This is a genomic window from Labrenzia sp. CP4, assembly GCF_001579905.1.
In the GTDB taxonomy this organism is placed as follows: Bacteria; Pseudomonadota; Alphaproteobacteria; order Rhizobiales; family Stappiaceae; genus Roseibium; species Roseibium algicola.
Genome location: NZ_CP011927.1, coordinates 2246461 through 2266277, shown reverse-complemented (window position 1 = coordinate 2266277; position 19817 = coordinate 2246461). Strand labels below are relative to the sequence as shown.

Annotated in this window: 21 protein-coding genes; 10 read left to right on the top strand and 11 right to left on the bottom strand. The window is 60.2% G+C overall.

Annotation, left to right across the window (positions count from 1 at the left end):
• Positions 1 to 14 precede the first annotated feature (14 nt).
• Positions 15 to 740, bottom strand: a complete 726-nt coding sequence (locus ACP90_RS10515) for a serine protease (protein ID WP_062488287.1) — start codon at positions 738 to 740, stop codon at positions 15 to 17.
• 113 nt (positions 741 to 853) lie between these two features.
• Positions 854 to 1801: a LysR substrate-binding domain-containing protein gene (locus ACP90_RS10510; RefSeq protein ID WP_062488286.1), complete on the bottom strand. Its 948-nt coding sequence runs from the start codon at positions 1799 to 1801 to the stop codon at positions 854 to 856.
• A 113-nt stretch (positions 1802 to 1914) separates the two neighbouring features.
• On the opposite strand from ACP90_RS10510, the gene ACP90_RS10505 reads away from it, so the two are divergent.
• The 9 genes from ACP90_RS10505 to ACP90_RS10465 all read left to right on the top strand — a co-directional run bounded on the left by ACP90_RS10505 (position 1915) and on the right by ACP90_RS10465 (position 9558).
• Positions 1915 to 3075, top strand: a complete 1161-nt coding sequence (locus tag ACP90_RS10505; RefSeq protein ID WP_062488285.1) for an acyl-CoA dehydrogenase family protein — start codon at positions 1915 to 1917, stop codon at positions 3073 to 3075.
• Complete coding sequence (locus ACP90_RS10500; protein ID WP_062488284.1) at positions 3075 to 4172, top strand: CaiB/BaiF CoA-transferase family protein; 1098 nt, start codon at positions 3075 to 3077, stop codon at positions 4170 to 4172. Before ACP90_RS10505 ends, ACP90_RS10500 begins: the two co-directional genes overlap by 1 nt.
• Before the next feature lie 2 nt (positions 4173 to 4174).
• Positions 4175 to 5011 (top strand): MaoC family dehydratase N-terminal domain-containing protein, encoded by an 837-nt coding sequence (locus ACP90_RS10495; protein WP_062488283.1) that lies wholly within the window; start codon positions 4175 to 4177, stop codon positions 5009 to 5011.
• Positions 5005 to 5805: a CoA ester lyase gene (locus tag ACP90_RS10490; protein WP_062488282.1), complete on the top strand. Its 801-nt coding sequence runs from the start codon at positions 5005 to 5007 to the stop codon at positions 5803 to 5805. Before ACP90_RS10495 ends, ACP90_RS10490 begins: the two co-directional genes overlap by 7 nt.
• Positions 5802 to 6512, top strand: a complete 711-nt coding sequence (locus ACP90_RS10485) for an alpha/beta fold hydrolase (RefSeq protein ID WP_062488281.1) — start codon at positions 5802 to 5804, stop codon at positions 6510 to 6512. Before ACP90_RS10490 ends, ACP90_RS10485 begins: the two co-directional genes overlap by 4 nt.
• A gap of 81 nt (positions 6513 to 6593) precedes the next feature.
• Complete coding sequence (locus ACP90_RS10480; RefSeq protein WP_062488280.1) at positions 6594 to 7205, top strand: CDP-alcohol phosphatidyltransferase family protein; 612 nt, start codon at positions 6594 to 6596, stop codon at positions 7203 to 7205.
• Positions 7202 to 8128, top strand: a complete 927-nt coding sequence (locus ACP90_RS10475; RefSeq protein ID WP_023000733.1) for a phosphatidate cytidylyltransferase — start codon at positions 7202 to 7204, stop codon at positions 8126 to 8128. The genes ACP90_RS10480 and ACP90_RS10475 overlap by 4 nt, the downstream gene beginning before the upstream one ends.
• Before the next feature lie 256 nt (positions 8129 to 8384).
• On the top strand, positions 8385 to 9014 hold the full coding sequence (locus ACP90_RS10470; protein ID WP_062491516.1) for a lysophospholipid acyltransferase family protein: 630 nt from the start codon (positions 8385 to 8387) through the stop codon (positions 9012 to 9014).
• Between the two features lie 4 nt (positions 9015 to 9018).
• On the top strand, positions 9019 to 9558 hold the full coding sequence (locus tag ACP90_RS10465) for a hypothetical protein (RefSeq protein ID WP_062488279.1): 540 nt from the start codon (positions 9019 to 9021) through the stop codon (positions 9556 to 9558).
• 16 nt (positions 9559 to 9574) lie between these two features.
• Here the strand turns inward: ACP90_RS10465 and chrA are convergent, their stop codons facing one another.
• The 9 genes from chrA to flgB form a co-directional block, all read right to left on the bottom strand.
• A complete protein-coding gene (chrA, locus tag ACP90_RS10460; protein WP_062491514.1) occupies positions 9575 to 10819 on the bottom strand; it encodes a chromate efflux transporter in 1245 nt (414 codons plus the stop codon).
• A 237-nt stretch (positions 10820 to 11056) separates the two neighbouring features.
• Positions 11057 to 11392: a cupin domain-containing protein gene (locus ACP90_RS10455; RefSeq protein ID WP_062488278.1), complete on the bottom strand. Its 336-nt coding sequence runs from the start codon at positions 11390 to 11392 to the stop codon at positions 11057 to 11059.
• A 52-nt stretch (positions 11393 to 11444) separates the two neighbouring features.
• The gene (gene cckA, locus ACP90_RS10450) at positions 11445 to 13997 is read right to left on the bottom strand and encodes a cell cycle histidine kinase CckA (RefSeq protein ID WP_023000728.1); all 2553 of its coding nucleotides are present in this window, start codon (positions 13995 to 13997) and stop codon (positions 11445 to 11447) included.
• Positions 13998 to 14150: 153 nt separating this feature from the next.
• Positions 14151 to 15230 (bottom strand): flagellar biosynthesis protein FlhB, encoded by a 1080-nt coding sequence (flhB, locus tag ACP90_RS10445; protein WP_023000727.1) that lies wholly within the window; start codon positions 15228 to 15230, stop codon positions 14151 to 14153.
• Between the two features lie 9 nt (positions 15231 to 15239).
• Entirely contained in the window at positions 15240 to 16013 is a 774-nt protein-coding gene (fliR, locus tag ACP90_RS10440; protein ID WP_023000726.1) for a flagellar biosynthetic protein FliR, read from the bottom strand.
• A gap of 13 nt (positions 16014 to 16026) precedes the next feature.
• Positions 16027 to 16293, bottom strand: coding sequence for a flagellar biosynthesis protein FliQ (fliQ, locus tag ACP90_RS10435; RefSeq protein WP_023000725.1), 267 nt, complete (start codon positions 16291 to 16293; stop codon positions 16027 to 16029).
• Between the two features lie 24 nt (positions 16294 to 16317).
• Positions 16318 to 16638 carry a flagellar hook-basal body complex protein FliE gene (locus tag ACP90_RS10430; RefSeq protein WP_031269190.1) on the bottom strand — a complete coding sequence of 107 codons (321 nt, stop codon included), beginning with the start codon at positions 16636 to 16638 and terminating at the stop codon, positions 16318 to 16320.
• 34 nt (positions 16639 to 16672) lie between these two features.
• A complete protein-coding gene (gene flgC / locus ACP90_RS10425) occupies positions 16673 to 17083 on the bottom strand; it encodes a flagellar basal body rod protein FlgC (RefSeq protein ID WP_023000723.1) in 411 nt (136 codons plus the stop codon).
• A 32-nt stretch (positions 17084 to 17115) separates the two neighbouring features.
• Positions 17116 to 17520 (bottom strand): flagellar basal body rod protein FlgB, encoded by a 405-nt coding sequence (gene flgB, locus ACP90_RS10420; RefSeq protein ID WP_023000722.1) that lies wholly within the window; start codon positions 17518 to 17520, stop codon positions 17116 to 17118.
• A gap of 423 nt (positions 17521 to 17943) precedes the next feature.
• On the opposite strand from flgB, the gene ACP90_RS28530 reads away from it, so the two are divergent.
• Positions 17944 to 19803: a flagellar biosynthetic protein FliO gene (locus ACP90_RS28530; RefSeq protein WP_082809721.1), complete on the top strand. Its 1860-nt coding sequence runs from the start codon at positions 17944 to 17946 to the stop codon at positions 19801 to 19803.
• The last annotated feature ends 14 nt before the right edge of the window (positions 19804 to 19817 follow it).

Below are 19817 nucleotides of genomic sequence, written 5' to 3'. Positions count from 1 at the left end.
GCCTTTGACGGGGGTCACCCCTCCGTAAGCGTCATCAGAATGTCCGCATACCAGGCGCAATTGAGGCCTAGCGCCTCATCCAGCACGAGATCGCGCGTTCCGACATCGAGGCGGGCGGAGTGAACGCCAAGCAGTTTCCACGGCAGTTCGCTTGCGGTGTCTGCCGTATTGCGCATGACCACCGGAGCCCCACTTGTGCCGCGATGCGTGCGGGCATCGGTCAGGAAATAGCCCATGCCCTGAAACCGAAAGCCGAAGGAGGAAGCCACGACCGCGTGGCGGACGACCGGCATGTGATGGAGCGTGTCATGAAACCCGAGCGGAAAACCGACAACCAGAATGGATGATCCGATCTCGACATGCTCTTGCGGGTCACTCAGGTGTTCCGGCCCGAAGGCCCGATAGACGATATTTTCAGGTAGCGCCGCCCGGTCAATCTCGATCACCGCAACGTCGATATCGCCTGCGGTATCCTCTCCCTGGCGCCAGAGGCTTTTGCCATCCCGGAAAAGCGGGATCGAAAAAGCGATGGAGTCGGCCAGGTTTTCAGGGTCGTTGTGGAGTTCGATTTCGATACGGGAGGGATGATGCCCGCTTGGCTCATCCACCATGACATGCCGGCTGGTAACGAGAAACAGGCGCTCATCACGCGCAAAGAAAAAGCTGCTGGCGTTCGTGAGATAGGTCTGGTCATCAAAGGTGGAAATACGGGGCGAGGTCAGCAGGACAGCGTCGATCATCGTCAATCGGTTCTCCAGAAATAGCGGGAAGCCTTGCACACATGGACAGGCTGCTTGCTCAGCCAGCATAGGGCAGTATCGGGAAAACGACAGAGCTCCGGGTTTTGTTCCCCTCAGGAGACAGTCTCGGTGCCGGAAACCTGCGGTGGCCGGGAAGCGGCCCAGGCCCCCTTGTCGCGCAGATCCAGGATAACCTCGCGCAGCAAAGCGTGCACCGCTTCCAGCGCCCGCGTCACGGGTCGTCCACCCGGCGACATCAGATGAGCCCCGCGCCAGAGCCCCGGCGCGGCAATGCGGCTGATACGAAGGGAACCTGCTGCCACTTCCTCCGTCACCGCGTAAAGCGGCAGGATCGACGGGCCGAACCCGGCCGCCACCAGGCGCTTGATGTTGTTGAAGGAGTCGATTTCCATCGCGATTTCTGGTGCAAAGCCCAGCGCCTGGAACGTCCTGTCAATCAGCACCCGCAAGCCGTGCGCTCCGCTCGGCAGCACCATTGGCACGTTGTCGAGTGCCTCCATGTTCATTTCCTGCGGACGTTCGGCATCGGCGGGCCACAGAACCACAAGCTCTTCTTCAAGCAATAATTCAGACCGGATACGTGCATCCTTGGAACGGCTGTAAAGCACGGCAAGATCGATCTTGCCTTCGCTCAGCCAATCACCAACAAAACCGCTCATGGCCTCGGTAATATTGAGCGTGATCCGCGGAAAGCGCTCACGCGCCGCCAGGATCAACGGCAGAGACACCATGGCACTGATCGTGCCCGGCAGGCCGATCCGCACGATGCCGGACGGATCGGTTTCCAGATTGCGGATATCGTCTTCCGTGCGCGCCAGATCCTCGAGAATTGCCCGCGCCCTTTGCAGCAGCAGGTCTCCCGCCTCCGTGGGCGTGACACCGGAGCGACTGCGCGTCAGCAGCCTGGTGCCAAGCTGCTCCTCCATGTTCTTCAGGTGCAACGACAGGGCCGGCTGCGCCACATGCAGGCTTTCGGCAGCCCGGGTGAGCGAACCCTGCGCGACAATTTCCTGAAAATAACGGAGTTGGCGGATGTCCATGGCAACAAGTTACCATATGAAAATTATATGGTAACTATCCAAAACATATATTTGTTCAATAGCAATTCAGCGGCTTAACTGCGGTCAACGAACACGCAAGACGAAAAGCCCACATGACAAGCCAACCTGATAGCTACCAGGACATTCGCGACGGCATCCGCGCGCTATGTGCCCAGTTTCCCGCCGAATACCACCGCAAGATCGATGAGGCCCGCGCCTATCCGGAAGAATTTGTCGACGCCCTGACACGCGAAGGCTGGATGGCCGCACTTATCCCGGAGGACTACGGCGGATCCGGTCTCGGGCTCACCGAAGCTTCGGTCATCATGGAAGAAATCAACCGTGCAGGCGGCAATTCCGGCGCTTGTCACGGCCAGATGTACAACATGAACACGCTCGTGCGGCATGGCTCGGAAGAACAGCGGCTGAAATATCTGCCGAAGATCGCAAGCGGCGAATTGCGGTTGCAGTCCATGGGCGTGACCGAGCCGACGACGGGCACGGACACCACCAGGATCAAGACCACTGCCGTGAAGAAGGGCGACCGCTACGTCGTCAACGGCCAGAAGGTCTGGATCAGCCGTGTGCAGCATTCCGACCTGATGATCCTCCTGGCGCGCACAACGCCGCTTGCCGACGTGCAGAAGAAATCGGAAGGCCTTTCGATCTTCCTGGTCGATATCAGGCAAGCCATGAAATCAGGCATGGAGGTTCGCCCGATCCTGAACATGGTCAACCACGAGACCAACGAGCTCTTCTTCGACAATCTGGAAATCCCGGAAGAAAATCTCATCGGCGAGGAAGGAAAAGGATTCAAATATATCCTTACCGGCCTCAACGCCGAACGCACACTGATTGCCGCCGAATGTATCGGCGATGGCTACTGGTTCACCGACAAGGTGACTGACTATGTGCGCGAACGGGAAGTCTTCGGTCGCCCCATAGGCCAGAACCAGGGCGTCCAGTTTCCGATCGCTGAAGCCTATATCGAGATCGAGGCCGCCAACCTGATGCGCTACAAGGCCTGTAGCCTGTTTGATGCCGGCGCTCCCTGCGGTGCGGAGGCAAACATGGCCAAATACCTGGCCGCAAAGGCAAGCTGGGAAGCGGCAAATGCCTGCATCCAGTTCCATGGCGGCTTCGGTTTTGCCTGCGAATATGACGTCGAGCGCAAGTTCCGCGAGACGCGGCTCTACCAGGTAGCACCAATCTCCACCAACCTCATCCTTTCTTATGTTGCCGAGCATGTGCTTGGCCTGCCGAGGTCGTTCTGATGGTGTTGCCGCTGGAAGGATTGAACGTCGTCGCCATCGAACAGGCGGTGGCCGCCCCCTACGCCACGTCCCGGCTTGCAGATGCCGGAGCGACAGTCACCAAGGTCGAACGGCCCGAAGGTGATTTTGCCCGGGGGTATGACGACGTTGCCAAGGGTCAGTCGAGTTACTTTGTTTGGCTGAACCGGGGCAAGGACAGCATCACGCTGGATCTTGGTTCCGACACGGGCAAGGAAAAGCTGGCGCAGCTGATCGCAAACGCCGATGTCCTGATCCAGAACCTCAAGCCTGGCGCCTTGGCGCGCCTTGGTTTTGATCCGGACAGGTTGGTGGTGGATTATCCGCGCCTCATTACCTGCTCCATCAGCGGTTTCGGCGAAACCGGGCCGATGGCCGACCGCAAGGCCTATGATTTGCTGATCCAGGCCGAAACCGGTCTTTGTTCGATCACCGGCGGACCGAACGAACCCGCGCGTGTCGGCATTTCCCTTGTCGACATCGCCACCGGGGCAACGGCCTATACCGCCATTCTGGAAGCCCTGATCCAGCGCGGGATCACCGGCAAGGGCACGCAGATCTCGGTCTCCATGTTCGATGTTCTGGCCGACTGGCTGACCGTCCCCCTTCTCAACCACGAAGGCGGCAAGAGCCCCCAGCGGGTCGGCCTCGCCCATCCTTCGATTGCGCCTTATGGCGTCTTCCAGCCCAAGGAAGGTCCGGCAATTCTGATCGCCATTCAAAGCGACCGGGAATGGAGGACCCTTTGCAGCGACTTCATCGAAAAACCCGAACTCGGCGCCGATCCAAGGTTCGCAACAAACGTCGCGCGGGTGAACAATCGCAGGGAAACGGATGCCGCTGTTGGCGAAGCCTTTGCGAAATTTGATGCCGAAACGGCCATCAGGTTGCTGACGGAGGCTAATATCGCATTGGCCTCGGTCAACGATATGGAAGGCCTGTCGACCCATCCGCACCTGAGGCGTATCACCGTCGACAGCCCGAATGGCCCGGTCTCCTTCCCCGCCCCTGCAGCCATCTTTTCGGGCGAACCGCGCAGCTACGGCCCGATCCCGGCCCTCAAGCCCCTGGAGGCGTGATCATGGACCTCGACATCGACCACCTGCGCAGCTGGATAGGGCGCGAAGACAGCGCCTCGGAGATCTTGAGCCCCACACTGGTTCGCCAGTTCAACGCGACCTTTGACCGGACATCAGGTGAAGCTCCAGGTGATGTCGCGCCGCTGCTGATCCATTTCTGTCTTGCTCAGCCGGCCGTTCAGACAGCCGGTTTGGGGCCGGACGGTCATGCAGCCCGTGGCGGCTTCCTGCCGCCCGTGCCCCTGCCCCGGCGCATGTGGGCAGGCGGCGAGTTCACCTTCCAGGGTGACATCCGGATTGGCGAAGAGGTCCGGCGGGTTTCAACCGTCAGGGATGTGGTCCTGAAACAGGGCCGCACCGGGCCACTCTGTTTCGTCACGGTCAATCATGATGTCACTTCTGACGGCCAACCTGTCTTGAGCGAGCGTCAGGACATCGTCTACCGGGAGGCACAGAACGTTGCGGGCATGAAGACGACCCCGGCGCCTGCGACGGCTGGAGACGACGTCATGCAGATCACGCCGTCGGCTGCCTACCTCTTCCGCTATTCGGCCATGACCTTCAACGGGCACCGCATCCACTACGACAAGGACTATGTCCGCGACGTGGAGGGCTATCCAGGGCTTATTGTTCACGGTCCCTTGCAGGCAACATTGCTTTGCCAGTTCGCGGCGGATCTCAAGGAAAGAGCACCGAAAACATTCCGGTTTCGAAGTCTGTCGACCATATTCGACACTGCAGACTTCTCGGTGAACGCGCAAACGGAGGGAGAAACCATGAAGCTCTGGACCGCGCAGCTTGGCGGCCCGGTTGCCATGGAGGCGACGGCGGCATGGTAACGGCAGTCAGGACACCTCTGTTCGTGCCGGCAAATAGGCCCGAACGGTTCCCCAAGGCAGCCGCAACCGAAGCCGACGCGATCATCCTGGATCTGGAAGACGCGGTCCCCGCATCGGAGAAAGAGGCCGCTCGCACCAATCTGACAACCGGCTTCACTGAAAAACCGGTCATCGTGCGCATCAACGCCGTTGGGACTTCGTGGCACCCGGAGGATGTCATGGCTCTTCGCAAGCTGGCACCGGATGCCGTCATGCTGCCGAAGGCGGAGGCTCCCGGAGAGATTGCCACGCTCCACACTGCCCTGGGTGGCTCGGTCCCGGTTATCGCGCTGATTGAAAGTGCCAGGGGACTTGCCAATGCCAGGAGCATTGCAAGCACCGATGGGGTGGTTCGACTGGCTTTCGGGTCCATCGACTATTGCGCCGATCTTGGCTGCTCGCATTTGAAAGACGTGCTCTTGCCCGTTCGCTCCGAACTGGTTCTGGCGTCCCGGCTTGCCGGCATCGCGGCCCCGATCGACGGCGTCACAGCACAGCTCGACAACCCTGCGCAGACATTTGAAGACGCCTGCCATGCACGGGATCTCGGTATGGCCGGCAAACTCTGCATTCACCCAAGACAGCTTGCCGAGATCAAACGCGCCTTCGCCCCGAGCCTCGACGAAATCGAGTGGGCCAGGCGTGTTCTCGCCTCGGGTGATGGCGCAGCCAATGTCGATGGCGCAATGGTCGACGAGCCGGTCCGCATCCGTGCCCGGACAATCCTCGCCTCCGCGCAGGAGGCCGATGCATGAGCCTGCCGCAGATCGTCCTGATCCCGGGGCTCCTGAACGATGCGGATCTCTGGCGGGATCAGATCACCGGTCTCGCTGACATCGCTCGGCCCCGGGTTGCCGACATAACACGCGGTAGTTCGCTGGGGGCTCTGGCGGAAATGGTTCTGGCCACCAGCGAGGACCGCTTTGCGCTCGCCGGGTTTTCGCTCGGCGGTATCGTCGCTCAGGAAATCCTGCGCCGCGCCCCGGAACGCGTGACCCATCTCGCCCTCCTCGACACCACCATGCTGCCTGACACGCCGGAACGCGCCGCAGAGCGCGAACAACTGATTGCCCAGGCGTCGAAACCTGGCCGTTTCCACGGTTTCGGCAGAAAACTCGCCCAGTCCTATCTTGCCCCGGAAAACCGGGACAATGCCGACATGATCAATCGGGTTCGTGCCATGACGCAGCGGCTTGGTCCAGACGTCTTCATTCGCCAGACGCGCATTGCTCGCCCCGACAGCCGCGCGTCGCTCACCGGCATTACCTGCCCGACACTGGTGCTGTGTGGCAATCATGATCAGTTGACGCCGCCGGAGCTTCATCGGTCCATGGCCAGCCTGATCCAGTCAGCGGACCTTGTTGTCCTGGAACACAGTGGCCACCTGACACCGCTGGAAGAGCCGGAAAATGTTACTGATCACCTGAAACGCCTGCTCCAGCGCGACCCTGTCAGGAAGTGACAGCAGGCAATTGAAATTCTAGCGTGCACCGGGTGCTCTATACCTATATCTTTCCCGAAAATTAGTCGGGAAAGTTTTTGAATGCCAACGATTTACCAGCTGAAGTCCCGTTTTCAGGACCTGCTTCGCCCCGTGTGCAGATCGCTTGCCGCAAACGGGGTGACGGCCAATCAGGTAACCCTGGCCGCGCTTGGCCTGTCGATTGGCGAAGGCCTGCTGCTCTGGATCTTTCCCGGCGCTTTCCTGCCCTTGATCCTGTTGCCGCTGGTTCTGTTCATCCGCATGGGCCTCAATGCGATCGACGGCATGCTGGCGCGGGAACACGACCAGAAATCCGACCTTGGCGCGGTGCTCAACGAACTGGGCGATGTGCTGTCAGACGCTGCGCTCTACCTGCCCTTCGCACTCCTGCCTTTTGTCGATGGGCCGATTGTCGTCGGACTGGTCGTACTTGCCATCATCGGCGAAATGACCGGCGTGATCGCAGTCCAGATCGGCGCAAGCCGCCGGTATGACGGCCCATTCGGCAAGAGCGACCGGGCAGCCCTGTTCGGTCTTTGCGGGTTCCTGATGTCCTTTGGCCTGACCGCGCCTCTCCTTTATCAGATCCTTTTCGGTGCCGGGCTGGCGCTGTCCGCAGTCACCATCTTCAACCGCGCCAGGGCGGCAATCAGGGAGAAACAATCCGCATGAACCTCCTGACCATCCATTGGGCCCTGATCGGCATCTGGGCCGTGCTGTGCGTTGCCAGCGCCATCGTCTTCGTGATTTCGAAACGCTCCGCCAAGAACATGAGCGAACTGGTTCAGCGCACCGTCAGCTGGTGGGTGATGGTGGCAATTTTCACCGTCTCCTTCCTGGTCAGCAACACGGTCTCGATCATTGTTTTCGCCCTCATCAGCTTCCTGGCGCTGAAAGAGTATTTCTCGATGATCCCCACCCGCCGGGCTGACAGGCGGGTGCTGTTCTGGGCGTATCTGTCGATCCCCGTGCAGTACTTCTGGGTCTACGACAGCTACTATGGCATGTTCGCGGTGTTCATCCCGGTCTACATGTTCCTGTTCCTGCCCTTCGTCAGCCTGCTGACCCAACAGACCGAGGGCTTCCTGCGCGCTGTCGGCACCCTCAACTGGGGGCTAATGCTATGCGTCTTCTCCATCAGCCACGCGGCTTTCCTCCTGATCCTGCCGGCGACCGAGGCCAACAGCACCGGCGGTCCGGGTCTGCTGCTGTTCCTCCTGTTTCTGACCCAGTTCAACGACGTTGCCCAATACACCTGGGGCAAACTGTTTGGCCGTCACAAGATCATTCCGGGCGTCAGTCCCAACAAGACGTGGGAAGGCTTTCTTGGCGGCGTTGCAACCACTTTCGTTCTGTCCCTTCTGACCGCACCGCTGGTCACGCCCTTTGACATGATCCACGCCGCTGCCGCCGGCCTGCTGATCCCGGTCGCGGGGTTCGTTGGTGATGTCACCGTCTCGGCCCTGAAGCGGGATCTCGGCGTCAAGGACACCGGCAGTCTTATTCCCGGTCATGGTGGCATCCTCGACCGGATCGACAGCCTGACCTACACCGCGCCGCTGTTCTTCCACTTCACCCGCTATTTCTATTACTGAAGGGGGATGTCAGGATGACCGCTCCCACTTTGCGCACGCAGTCGCCTCTTCGTCACCGCAGTCACTCTCTCCTCCATCGTCACCCCGGACGTAGCGGAGCGGAGATCCGGGGCCGGCGAGCCAAAGCGTCGAGACTGTTTTCGTTCAATTTGCAGAGGCCGGCGGCTCCCCGATCCCGGCTCGCGCCATGCTTGGCCGGGATGACGAAAAAGAGCCTTGGCGTTCCTGGAAAGACCAAGGCCGGGAACATTCACTGATGCTCCAGAAGATCTTCTACATATTCGTCAAGATCGCGGTCCTGTTCCTGCTCGGGCTGAACGTGCGTCGCAAGGAACTGCTGCCGGCCAAAGGTCCGGCGATCATCGTTGCCAACCACAACAGCCATCTGGATACGATGGTGCTGATGGCCTTGATGCCCCTGTCGAACCTGAAGGACATAAAGCCGGTTGCGGCGGCAGATTATTTCTTCTCCTCCCCTCTCAAGGCCTGGCTGTCGGAACATGTCCTCGGCATTATCCCGGTGGAGCGTGGCCGGAAAGAGAAGAATGTCGACCCGCTGGAAGGCTGCTACGAGGTTCTGCGTCAGGGCAAGGTTCTGATCCTGTTTCCGGAAGGTTCGCGCGGCGAACCGGAACAGATGACTGATCTCAAGAAAGGCGTATCCTTTCTTGCCGAACGGTTCCCGGAAGCACCGGTCGTGCCCGTCTTCACCCACGGCCTCGGCAAGGCCTTGCCGAAAGGATCATTCCTGCTGGTGCCGTTCTTCTGCGATATTTTCGTCGGGGAACCAATTACTTGGAACGAGGACCGGACTCATTTTATGACCGGATTGAAGGAGCGCTTTAACGCTCTCTCGACGGAAAAGACCTTTGCATCCTGGGAATAGTAAGTTGGCACTTTTCTGCCTGGCTGCGCTCTGGAGCTTTGCCGAGGCAACGCTGTTCTTCATCGCTCCCGACGCGCTTTTGAGCATCATCGCGCTTCGCTCGCTTGGCAAGGCCATGATAGCGGCACTTCTGGCGTCCTTCGCGGCCGCGTTCGGCGGTCTGCTGGTCTGGACCTGCGCACAGCATTTTCCGGAAGAAACACTTCAGGTGCTGCTGCTGGTGCCCGGGATTTCCGGATCAACATTTGAGATGGCCAGGCAGCTGTTGCAGGCAGGCCTGTTCGAGGGGTTGCTCGGTGGAGCCTTCAGCGGCATCCCTTACAAGGTTCTTTCGGCCGAAGCGGGCTACGCATCGATCCCCGCACAATCGCTTTTTCTTGTCTCGCCGGTGGCGCGGCTACCAAGGTTTGTCCTTGTCGCCTTGATTTCCTGGTCAGTGTCCCGGCTTGTCGGCGCCCGTCTCAGCGACAGGAGAAAGCTCGCCCTTTGCCTTGCAGTCTGGCCATTTGTCTATGCCAACTATTTTCTCACCGCGGGCTGGTGAGCGGACACGCGCCCCCTCATCCCACTTGTGACAGCAGCACCCCGCCAAGTGCCGCCGTCAGCAGCACCCAGATCAGCCCCATGTGAAATCGCAGGAGCAACAGGCCACACAGGGCCGCGAGGACCGGCACGCGCCAGTCTAGGCTTGCAAGGTCCGGGATCCAGAGTGTCACGACACCCCACTTTGTCGCCGTGACCTCTTCGAAGAAAACATGCAGCGCGAACCAGACCGACAGATTGAGCACGACGCCGACCACCGCCGCTACGATGGCCGAAAGTGCCGACTTGAGCCTCGGCTGCGCCGAGATCCATTCGATGTAAGGCGCCCCGGCAAAGATCCAGAGAAAACAGGGAGCAAAGGTCGCCCAGAGCGCAACCAGCCCCCCTGCGAGACCAAGCAGAAGCCCACCTTCGTGAAAGGCCGCCAGAAAGCCGACGAACTGGGTCACCAGAATGAGCGGCCCCGGCGTTGTTTCCGCCAGACCCAGCCCGTCCATCATTTCACCGGCGCTCAGCCAGCCGTGAATGGCGACGACGTCCTGGGCCATATAGGCAAGCACCGCATAGGCGCCGCCAAAGGTGACGACAGCGAGCTTTGAAAAGAACCAGCCGATATCCGCCAGCAAGGGCACGTCGCCGGCCAGATCCAGCAGCGCCAGCGGCGCGAGCCAGATGAAGGCCCAGAGAAACACCGTGCGGAGCGTTTTCGCAATTGGCCTGCCAATCGCAACACCAGGCTCACCGTGGCTTTCAGTCTGCGTCGTGCTGAACGCAGCACCGTAAAGCCCGGCGGCCAGAACAATCAGCGGGAACGGCAGGGCCAGAAAGAAAATTCCGACAAAGGCCAGAGCTGCAATGACCCATTGCCGCCTGATGGTGAGTGCCCGTTTGGAGAGGCGCAGCAACGCCTCCAGAACCACGATCAGGACGGCTGCCTTGATGCCCAGAAACAGCTGACTGACCAGCGGCACATTGCCGAAGGTTCCGTAAACCGCGGCAAGTGCGAAAATTGCGAGTGCACCGGGAACGACAAACAGAAGGCCCGCCAGCAAGCCACCGGCAACGCCGCGCAGTTTCCAGCCACAGTACGTCGCCAGTTGCATGGCTTCCGGACCCGGCAGCAACATGCAGAACCCGAGAGCGTTGACGTAGCTTTTTTCCGAAAGCCAGCCGGTCTCATCAACCAGCTTGCGGTGCATCAGCGCGATCTGTGCGGCCGGACCACCGAAAGACAGCAGACCAATGCTGCCAAAGACGGACATCAGCCGCCGCCAGGATGCTTCCTGGTCGAAAGCTGTTCCATCCTTGCCCGGAGCGCCTTCACCAGGTGCATGATGTGCGGTCAACGTGTCAGCCCTTTTCGTCGCAGACAGCCTGTCGTGACCTTCCTCTAACGCATTCGGGATGGAAGGGTAACTGCATTCCTTACCCGAATGCCGTCAGACCTGAACCGGTGCAACACAGTGGCAGGCGGTAGCGACCAGAGCCTGTATGAAGTGCTATCCCTTGACCGGATAGCGGTCAGGCTCCTCGAAGACATCGATCACCTTGGTTCCGGCCTTGATGATCGCACTGTGCTCCGCCCCACTGGGAATATCGTAGATAGCGCCCGGACCCATCATCCTTGTTTCACCAGCGATGGTGAATTCGATCTCGCCGCTCAGGACAGTGCCCCACTGCGCCAGATGCGAATGCGGCGGCAGGACCATGTCCTTCACGAAATCGAAAAAAACGACCAGTCCGGCGTCCGAGCGCACTGCGTAGGATCTGACAACGTCCTCGGGAAAGGGAACATCGAGAGCGGGAAACTTTCGGATGAAATCTGGAAGCTGCATGGACCTCTTGCCTCAAACGGATGGTGTTGAGGCAAGTCTGGACCAGGTCGGCCTATCCGTTCAAGACATCCTTCACAGTCGTCGCAAGCTGCTTCAGCGTGAAAGGCTTGGGCAGGAAGAAGAACTGTTCGCCCGGTGGCAGGTTTTCCTCGAAGGCGTCCTCGGCATAACCGGACACGAAGATGATCTTGAGGTCCGGACGGGTCTTGCGCAGCTCGACCAGAAGCGTCGGCCCGTCCATTTCCGGCATGACCACATCGGAGACCACGAGATCGATCTTGCCGTCTGTCTCTTCCATGACCTCCAGCGCCTCGTTGCCCGAGCCCGCCTCGTAGACGGTGTAGCCGCGCGACGCGAGGGCACGGGCGCCAAAGGCACGCACGGCCTCCTCGTCTTCCACCAGCAGGATCGATGCAGAACCGGTCAGATCCTTGACTTTTTCCGGCTCGACTTCCTTCGGCTCCGGCTTTTTCTTCTCCACGACCTTCGGAATGTGGCGTGGCAGGAACAGACGGAACGTCGTGCCGACATCGACTTCGGAGGTACAGAAAATGAAACCGCCGGTCTGTTTGACGATGCCGTAAACCGTCGACAGGCCAAGGCCCGTTCCCTTGCCGACTTCCTTGGTGGAGAAGAACGGATCGAAGATCTTCTCCATCACGTCGGGCGGAATGCCGTGGCCCGTGTCGTCCACCTCGACAAGGGTGTATTCGCCCGGTGGCATGCCGCGGATGTTGTCGAACTGTGTGCTTTCGGCTTCGTTGACGTTGCGCGTACGGATAGTCAGACGGCCACCGTCGGACATTGCATCGCCCGCGTTTACCGCCAGGTTGACGATCACCTGCTCCAGCTGGTTCAGGTCGGCCATCACCGGCCACAGGTCCCGGCCGTGGATCACCTTCAGTTCCACCTTCTCGCCCAGCAGGCGGTCGAGCAGGATGGAGAGATCTGCCAGAACGTCGTTCAGCTCCAGTTGCTGCGGACGCAGCGTCTGACGACGCGAGAAGGCCAGAAGCTGCCGCACGAGGCCGGCTGCACGGTTGGCGTTCTGCTTGATGTTCATGATGTCCTGGAAGGACGGATCGGTCGGCCTGTGGCTTGCCAGAAGCAGATCCGAGAAGCCGATGATCGCAGTCAGGACGTTGTTGAAGTCATGCGCGACACCCCCGGCCAGCTGGCCGATGGCCTGCATCTTCTGGCTCTGGGCGAACTGGGCTTCCAGGGCTCGCTGCTGGGTGGTTTCAAGCGCGTAGACGATGGCGGCCTCGCCGTCACCCTCACCTTCCTGCACTGCGGAAACGTAGAAGGTTGCGGAACGCGGGTCATTGCCCTCGACCAGGGGAATGTCTATCGGCGCAATCTCGCCGATCCCGTTGGCAGCAGCCTGGAGAGATTTCGCCAGTTCCTGCCGTCCGCTCTCGGCCACATAAGCCTCCAGCTTGGGAGATTCGTCATCCGTGTCGACCGCACCGAACAGCTTCAGGAACGGCGCGTTGGTTCTCAGGACCCGGCCTTCCTTGTCGAGCGAGGCAATGGCGATCGGCGTGTTGTTGAAGAAACGGGCAAAGCGGACTTCCGCCGCCCGAAGTGCCTCGGAGGCTTCCTCACCGCGAGACCTGTTGAGAACCAGTGTGCGGCTGTCACCCGGCTGGCCGTTTTCACCGAAAGGCACACGGTGGAGCAGTCGCACCGGCAGGCCGCGTCCGTTGCGGGTGACGAAGTCGAGATCAAAGGTTTCGCTCTTGACCTCGCCCGCCTGACCCTTGATCGAGCGGATCAGCTCGGTGCCGTCACCGCGCACGATGCTCGAAAGATCGAGGTCGCCCGCGTCGAACTGGGCAAGATCGTAGCCAAGCCAGTCGGCCAGAGTGGCGTTGAGATAGACGATGCGGCCTTCCGCATCACAGGAGAAGAAACCGGCCGGCGCGTGATCCAGGAAATTGATGACGCGCTGCAGTTCCTGAAACGAGTTTTCCTGTTCGGCCCGGTCGCGGGTGATATCGGCCAGCTGCCAGACCGCCATGGGCTTGCCGCCGCCGCGTTCCTTGGACACCTGCAACGGGCGGATCGACACCCGATACCAGCGCGCCGCGCCGTCGGCCCTGCCGAGCGGGAACGGCATGCGAATCTCTTCTTGCGCCCTGCGGCTGTCGCGCATGGCCTGGGACAGGCGGAAAATGGCGTCGGCGGCATCCGGATCGGAGGAAAACACACGCTCGACCACACGGATGTCGGCAGCGGTTTCAGCGCCGGTCAGATCTGCATAGGCCTTGTTGGCATAAACAAGCCGGCCGTCCAGATCGGTAATGAGCGCTCCGTCTTCAAGGGTGTCGACAAAAGCGGAGGCAAGCGGATTGGCTTCGCCAGGGCGGGCTGACAGGCGCAGAAAGCCTATGGCTCCGGCAAACAGGCAGAAAACGCCGACGACGGCCAGGATACCGAGCAGCGCAAGAATAAACGGCTGCGCCACTTCGCGATCCATGACCGCAAAGGCAGCAGCAGCGCCGACGAGCAGCAGTGCGAGGCCTATGAGAAGGCCTATATTACCGGAACGTTCCGGGCGGCTGATCATCGGCCCGCTCGGCGTCCCGTCCATGTCACTCATCAATCCTGTCTCCCGGGCCCGATTCGGTTCTTGAAGGGGCCGTACATAAGCATTCTGTGCTTAATAGCCGATTTCAACTGATATGCGACCAAGTCCTGTTGAAATTCACCTGTTTGCCGCGGACTTTTTCAGTCCGCTATCCTTGAGAGCAACTTAGTTGGCACGCCAGGATGCGCGCTTGCGCATGCGGAAGACGAAGCCGATGACTTCGGCAACAGCCTTGTAGTGTTCTTCCGGAACTTCCTGGTCGATCTCGACTGTCGCATAAAGTGCGCGGGCCAGAGGCGGATTTTCGACGACCGGAATATCGCTTTCCTTGGCGAGCTCACGAATTTTGAGCGCGACCGCATCGGTACCTTTCGCAAGGCAGAGCGGTGCTCCCATGCCTTCTTCATACTTCAACGCCACAGCATAGTGCGTCGGGTTGGTCACGACCACTGTGGCCTGCGGCACCGCCGCCATCATGCGCTTGCGCGACCGCTCCATGCGCAGCTGGCGGATCTTGCCCTTGACCTGCGGATCACCTTCGGTCTGTTTGTATTCTTCCTTGACCTCGCGCAGGGACATCTTCTGCTTGTTGAACCATTTGTTGCGCTGGTAGATGAAGTCGGCCGCGGCAACCACCGTCATCACAGCCAGCACGGCAGCCAGAAGCTGCAGGATCAGGATTCGTGCCTCCTCCAGGATGATGTTCGTATCGGCGAACACCATAACTTCCGCTTCGTCGCGGTGCGGCCACATCACCGCCACCATGATGGCGCCGACAACGGCGATCTTCACCATTCCCTTGGCAAAGTTCACCAGACTGTCGGCGGAAAACAGCCGCTTGAAACCGGAGGCCGGTGAAACCTTCGAGAATTTCGGCTTGATCGTTTCCGCGGTCAGCAGTGGCTGGTGCTGGACGAGATTGCCCGCCACAGCCATGATCACCAGCGCCAGCAACGGAATGCCGACGATAAGAGCCACCGACTGCCCCGTGTCCCGCCACAGAGCTTTCAGTGCGTAGCCGTCCACCGCAATCTGGTGGGCATGCTCCATGTAGCCCTTCATCAACTCGCCCAGCGACACGGCGGTGCTGGGCGCAAAAATGGCAATCATCAGCGTCGCACCGGCCAGTGTGAACCAGGTGCTGACTTCCTGAGATTTCGGTACGTCCCCCTTGTCATGCGCCTCTTTCAGGCGCTTGTGCGTGGGGTCCTCTGTTTTTTCCGAGTCGTCGGTATCGTCAGCCATAGCGCAGCGCTACCCCACGATGAACTTGCCGAGCGATTCCTGAAAATGATCCAGATAGAACATCATCAGGGTTGCGATCAGCACCATGAGCAGGAACAGCCCGATCGCGATATTCACGGGCATGGCGATAAAGAAGATCTGCATCTGCGGCATCAGCTTGTTGAGCAGGCCGAGGCCGAAATAGAAAACCAGACCGACAACCAGAAAAGGCGCGCTCATGCGCACCGCGATGGAAAACACATGCGCAACGGTTTCCGTCGCGTTCTGTGAAAAGTCGCCGACCGGCGGAGCAAGGCCAGGCGGAAAGATCGTGAAACTGTCGTGGAGCGCCGCGATCACCAGGAAGTGGCTGTCGCTGACGAAGACCAGCGTAATACCGAGAATGGACAGGAAGTTGCCGAACAGCGCCCCCTGCTGGCCCTGGTTGGCGAAATCCGTCCCAAGCGCGAAGGCAAGGCCGGACTGGTTGGCCATGATCATGCCGGCGATCTGCAAGACGGACGTGATCATCTTGGCGCACAGGCCGATGCCGAAGCCGATGGCCAGCTCTCCGAACAGGAGCGCAATCATGCGATAGGTATTGGACGTCAGGTCGGCAGGGTAATACTGCGAACCGACGGGATAGAGAACAATCGTCAACGCCAGGGCAATGGTCAGCCGAAACCGTGTCGGGATCGTGCTTTCGCCCAGAGCCGGCAGCAACATGACCATCGTGCCCATACGTGCGAACATCAGCATGAAGATGGCTGCGATGTTCGGCAGATAATCGAGCTGGATGGTCATGAAGGTCCACGTCCTAACCGGTGGTCAGGATCATTTCGGCAACCCTGCCCATGAAGGCCTCCAAAACCTGGCTCATGAAGGGCAGCGCAATCAGGATCGTCACGAAGATCGCGAGGATCTTGGGAACGAAAACCAGCGTCATTTCCTGGATTTGCGTCAGAGCCTGGAACAAGGCGATGACGACACCCACCAACAGACCGATGACCATGACCGGTCCGGCCACCAGGATCATGGTCCAAACGCCTTCACGGGCGAGATCGAGAACTTCACCAGCGGTCATCAAAGGCCCCCTTGCCGCATCGGATCAGATCGGCATCCGCATGATTTCCTCATAGGCGGAAATCACTCGATCGCGAACGGCGACCATCGTTTCAAGAGCAACTTCCGTTTCGGCGATCGCGGTGACAACGTCGACCACGTCAGCCTTGCCCTCGACAAGGCCCACAGCCTTGTCATCTGCGACACGGCCCTTGTCGACGACACCGCCGACAGCCTCTTCCACCAGCTTGGTAAAATCGAGACCGGCAGCTTCGGGAGCGCCCGCCTTGTCCTCGATCGCACGCGCCTGCTGCTGCAGCTTGGCGGCCATCTGGTAGGCATTATTTGCGATCGACGGAGTAGACATGACTAAGGCTCCCTTCCCGGATTAGGACTGCCGCTCAGGCGCGCAGGATATCGATGGTCCGCTGCAGCATCCGCCGCGTGGAATCGATGACGTTCAGATTGGCTTCATAGGATCGCTGCGCTTCGCGCATGTCCGTCGTTTCGATCAGCGTGTTTACGTTGGGCTGCAGCACGTAACCGTTGGCATCGGCTGCCGGGTGCCCGGGCATGTGCACCGAACGGAAGTCCGTGTTGTCTTCCGCTATCTTACCCAGCTCGACCATATCAGCGCCCATTTCCCTGTCGAAATGGCTCTTGAAGGTCGGGATCTTGCGCCGGTACGGCAGTTCTTCAGGCGTCTTGGCAGTGGAGTTCGCATTCGCGATGTTCTCCGCGATGATGCGCATGCGCCCGTTCTGAGCTCTCAACCCGCTTGCCGAGATGAACAGGGATTTGATCAGGTCCATGTTATCGGTCCTCTAGCTTGTGCTGCCTTGCCTCATACACTCTTGGAAAGCGCGGTCCGGATCAGACCGAGCCCCTTGGTGTAAAGCGTTGTCGCAGCCTGGTAATCCATCTGGTTCTCGGTGATGTGCATCATCTGCTCTTCCAGATTGACGCTGTTACCGCTCGGCGTGACTTCGAAGGTGTCGTCTTCCTCGATCTTGGCCGAACCGGTATTTCCCAGCTTCCCGGGAATGTGCCCGGCCACCGTCGTCGTCGTCGCCAGGTTCAGTGACTGCCGCCCGATGTGATCCTTGAAGGTATATTCCTTCACGTCCCGCGCCATGTATCCGGGCGTATCCGCGTTGGCGATGTTCTGCGCCAGCACGCTCTGTCTCGTCTGGTGCCACTGCATCTTGGATTTCAATGCCTGGAACAGCGGCAGATCCGTTATGGCCATTCCGATTCACCATTCGTTAACCAACCCGGCAATGATTGCCGCTCAAATGGTTAATGAAAAGTTAACAGCCATTTACCTCTTCCGGCCCAAACCCTTCAAAAACCAGTGGAGGAGGCAACTTTCCTTTGCATTTCGCAAAAAGAGAGGCGCCGCCAACAGGCAAAATTTGCCTGCCTCTGTTAACTTTAAGTCCTAGAAAGATTCGAAGCAGATCAGCAAGCGGCTGAACCGGTACCGACGGGGCAAAACATTCCCGCCGCAACGGGGAAAAACAAAAAAGCCGAGAGGTTTGCGAGACAGGAGCCTGCACAGGCTCAACCGCCGGAATTACTGGGGATAAAGGCAAACCTCCCCAATTGAGGCAAAAAACCGGAGTAACCGGCACACGCGATCAAACCGCAAGCGGGGCGGCACGAGGGTAAGATGTATAACTGGATTGAGACCACATTCAACGTGAGCGGGGGCATCACGCAGGCTATTGCAGTCATACTGGCTTTGGCCGTCGTGCTGCTGCTGTTCGGACTGTTTATTTTCATTCTGAAGCGCCTGATGGGAGCAAGTGCTCCGCAAAGCCGCAACCGGCAGCCCCGGATTGCCATCATGGACAGTGCTTCTGTCGACGCTCGCCGCCGGCTGCTGCTCATTCGCCGGGACAACATCGAGCATCTCATCCTGGTCGGCGGCCCGAGCGACGTTGTGGTGGAACAGAATATCGTTCGCAACACCCCGCTGGCCCAGGCCCGGCCCGGGCAACCGTCTCCTTCGAACATGCCGATGCCGGTCAAGGCCGCAGTCGCCCCCGGACCGGAGATCCCGGCCCGGCCTGACGACTTCCTCGAAGAACAGGAAGTCGCAGCACCCGCAGTCCAGGCACGTACGCCAGTTCCGTCTGCCGCACCTCTAGCGCAGCCATCTCCACCGGCGCCACAGCAGGTCGCCCCGGCACCGCAACCTGCCGCTCCGGTGGCACAGCCATCCGCACCGGCCTCACCTTCGTATCAGGCAGCAGCCACCCCGGTTGCCACGCCGGCAGCCCCCAGTGTGAGTTCGGCTGCACAGCAACGCAATTATTCGGAACCCACTCCCTCCCGGCTTACCGCCACGCGTGCGGCCGAGAGTGCCCCGGCAACCGTACACGCCCCGACGCCCCCGGCCCAACAGGCAACGCCACCCAAGACCACCCCCGACAAGCCGGAAAGCGGTGGAGGACTGGGCCGCGCGAGCGATCTGCTACGTGCCGCCACTCAGAACGGCTTCAACCGGGCCGCCACTAAACCAGCCGCTCCCGCGCCTGCTACACCGGAAGTTTCGCCTCCGCGAAGCACCGACGAAGGCAAGGTCGACATTGCTGCTGCCCTGGAAGCTGAGATGCAGGCAAGTGAACCTGCAACAGCACCCGTAAAAGCGCCGGAAGTGCGTCCTGCCGTTCCGGCTCCCTCTGCGCCGCAGGAAAGCAAGACAGCTTCCACATTGAAGTCCCTGGCACGCCCCTTCACGGCCCGTGATCGGCCTTCCTATGGCGGAACGATCTCCCCGCCCGCTTCCGGACCGGCGGCACGGGCCAAAACCGCTCTCTTGAAGCCGGTTGAGCAGGTTCTGCCGGAGCACAAGGTGGAGCCGGTGCTCGTTGCCGCAACCTTGACCGCAGCATCCACAGCTCAACAAGCCCCTGCGCAGGAAGCTCCGGCGGAAGAAAGCATGCCGAAACCGGACCAGCCCGCCGACCTTGGCCAGGCGATGGCGGACACGGCGGACGAAAACGTCCAGATGGCCGATGCACAACACTCTTCAAGCGATGTTTCAGAGCCCGAAGTGACTGAAGCAATCGAACCTGCCGACGTCACGGCGGATGATGAAGCCCGGACAGCGGCTTCCTTGGAAGAGGAAGGCGCCACAGCCGAAACGCAGTCGGTCGCAGAAGCCGCCCCTTCCAGGGAACTCTCGCTGGATATCGGCGATCTCCTGGAAGACGTGCCGGAAGCGTCCACCCCGGCTCAGGACAAGCCCGAAGCGTCTTCCGCAGCGGAAATGCCAGCTGACGAGGCATCTGCCGACGAGGCTGAAGAGGCGCAGGAAGAAACCGCAAGCGCTACTGCAACGGTCGCGCCGTCTGCTGTGGCATCGGTATCAGCCCCTGCCCCGGTAACCAGCGGTCCCGTGACGAGCTCTGCGCCACCGGTCAAGGCGCCTGTCAGGCCTTCCGCCGGTTTGGGCGACAGAAATCCCATCGAGGAAGAAATGGCGAAGATCCTGGACGAACTGGGTGGACAGTCAAACGGATGATGCGCTTGCAATCG

Excerpts from the sequence above, each read along its gene's own strand:
- ACP90_RS10515 (WP_062488287.1), bottom strand. The coding sequence starts at position 740 with ATGATCGACGCTGTCCTGCTGACCTCGCCCCGTATTTCCACCTTTGAT.
- ACP90_RS10510 (WP_062488286.1), bottom strand. The coding sequence starts at position 1,801 with ATGGACATCCGCCAACTCCGTTATTTTCAGGAAATTGTCGCGCAGGGT.
- ACP90_RS10505 (WP_062488285.1), top strand. The coding sequence starts at position 1,915 with ATGACAAGCCAACCTGATAGCTACCAGGACATTCGCGACGGCATCCGC.
- ACP90_RS10500 (WP_062488284.1), top strand. The coding sequence starts at position 3,075 with ATGGTGTTGCCGCTGGAAGGATTGAACGTCGTCGCCATCGAACAGGCG.
- ACP90_RS10495 (WP_062488283.1), top strand. The coding sequence starts at position 4,175 with ATGGACCTCGACATCGACCACCTGCGCAGCTGGATAGGGCGCGAAGAC.
- ACP90_RS10490 (WP_062488282.1), top strand. The coding sequence starts at position 5,005 with ATGGTAACGGCAGTCAGGACACCTCTGTTCGTGCCGGCAAATAGGCCC.
- ACP90_RS10485 (WP_062488281.1), top strand. The coding sequence starts at position 5,802 with ATGAGCCTGCCGCAGATCGTCCTGATCCCGGGGCTCCTGAACGATGCG.
- ACP90_RS10480 (WP_062488280.1), top strand. The coding sequence starts at position 6,594 with ATGCCAACGATTTACCAGCTGAAGTCCCGTTTTCAGGACCTGCTTCGC.
- ACP90_RS10475 (WP_023000733.1), top strand. The coding sequence starts at position 7,202 with ATGAACCTCCTGACCATCCATTGGGCCCTGATCGGCATCTGGGCCGTG.
- ACP90_RS10470 (WP_062491516.1), top strand. The coding sequence starts at position 8,385 with ATGCTCCAGAAGATCTTCTACATATTCGTCAAGATCGCGGTCCTGTTC.
- chrA (WP_062491514.1), bottom strand. The coding sequence starts at position 10,819 with ATGTCCGTCTTTGGCAGCATTGGTCTGCTGTCTTTCGGTGGTCCGGCC.
- ACP90_RS10455 (WP_062488278.1), bottom strand. The coding sequence starts at position 11,392 with ATGCAGCTTCCAGATTTCATCCGAAAGTTTCCCGCTCTCGATGTTCCC.
- cckA (WP_023000728.1), bottom strand. The coding sequence starts at position 13,997 with ATGAGTGACATGGACGGGACGCCGAGCGGGCCGATGATCAGCCGCCCG.
- flhB (WP_023000727.1), bottom strand. The coding sequence starts at position 15,230 with ATGGCTGACGATACCGACGACTCGGAAAAAACAGAGGACCCCACGCAC.
- fliR (WP_023000726.1), bottom strand. The coding sequence starts at position 16,013 with ATGACCATCCAGCTCGATTATCTGCCGAACATCGCAGCCATCTTCATG.
- fliQ (WP_023000725.1), bottom strand. The coding sequence starts at position 16,293 with ATGACCGCTGGTGAAGTTCTCGATCTCGCCCGTGAAGGCGTTTGGACC.
- ACP90_RS10430 (WP_031269190.1), bottom strand. The coding sequence starts at position 16,638 with ATGTCTACTCCGTCGATCGCAAATAATGCCTACCAGATGGCCGCCAAG.
- flgC (WP_023000723.1), bottom strand. The coding sequence starts at position 17,083 with ATGGACCTGATCAAATCCCTGTTCATCTCGGCAAGCGGGTTGAGAGCT.
- flgB (WP_023000722.1), bottom strand. The coding sequence starts at position 17,520 with ATGGCCATAACGGATCTGCCGCTGTTCCAGGCATTGAAATCCAAGATG.
- ACP90_RS28530 (WP_082809721.1), top strand. The coding sequence starts at position 17,944 with ATGTATAACTGGATTGAGACCACATTCAACGTGAGCGGGGGCATCACG.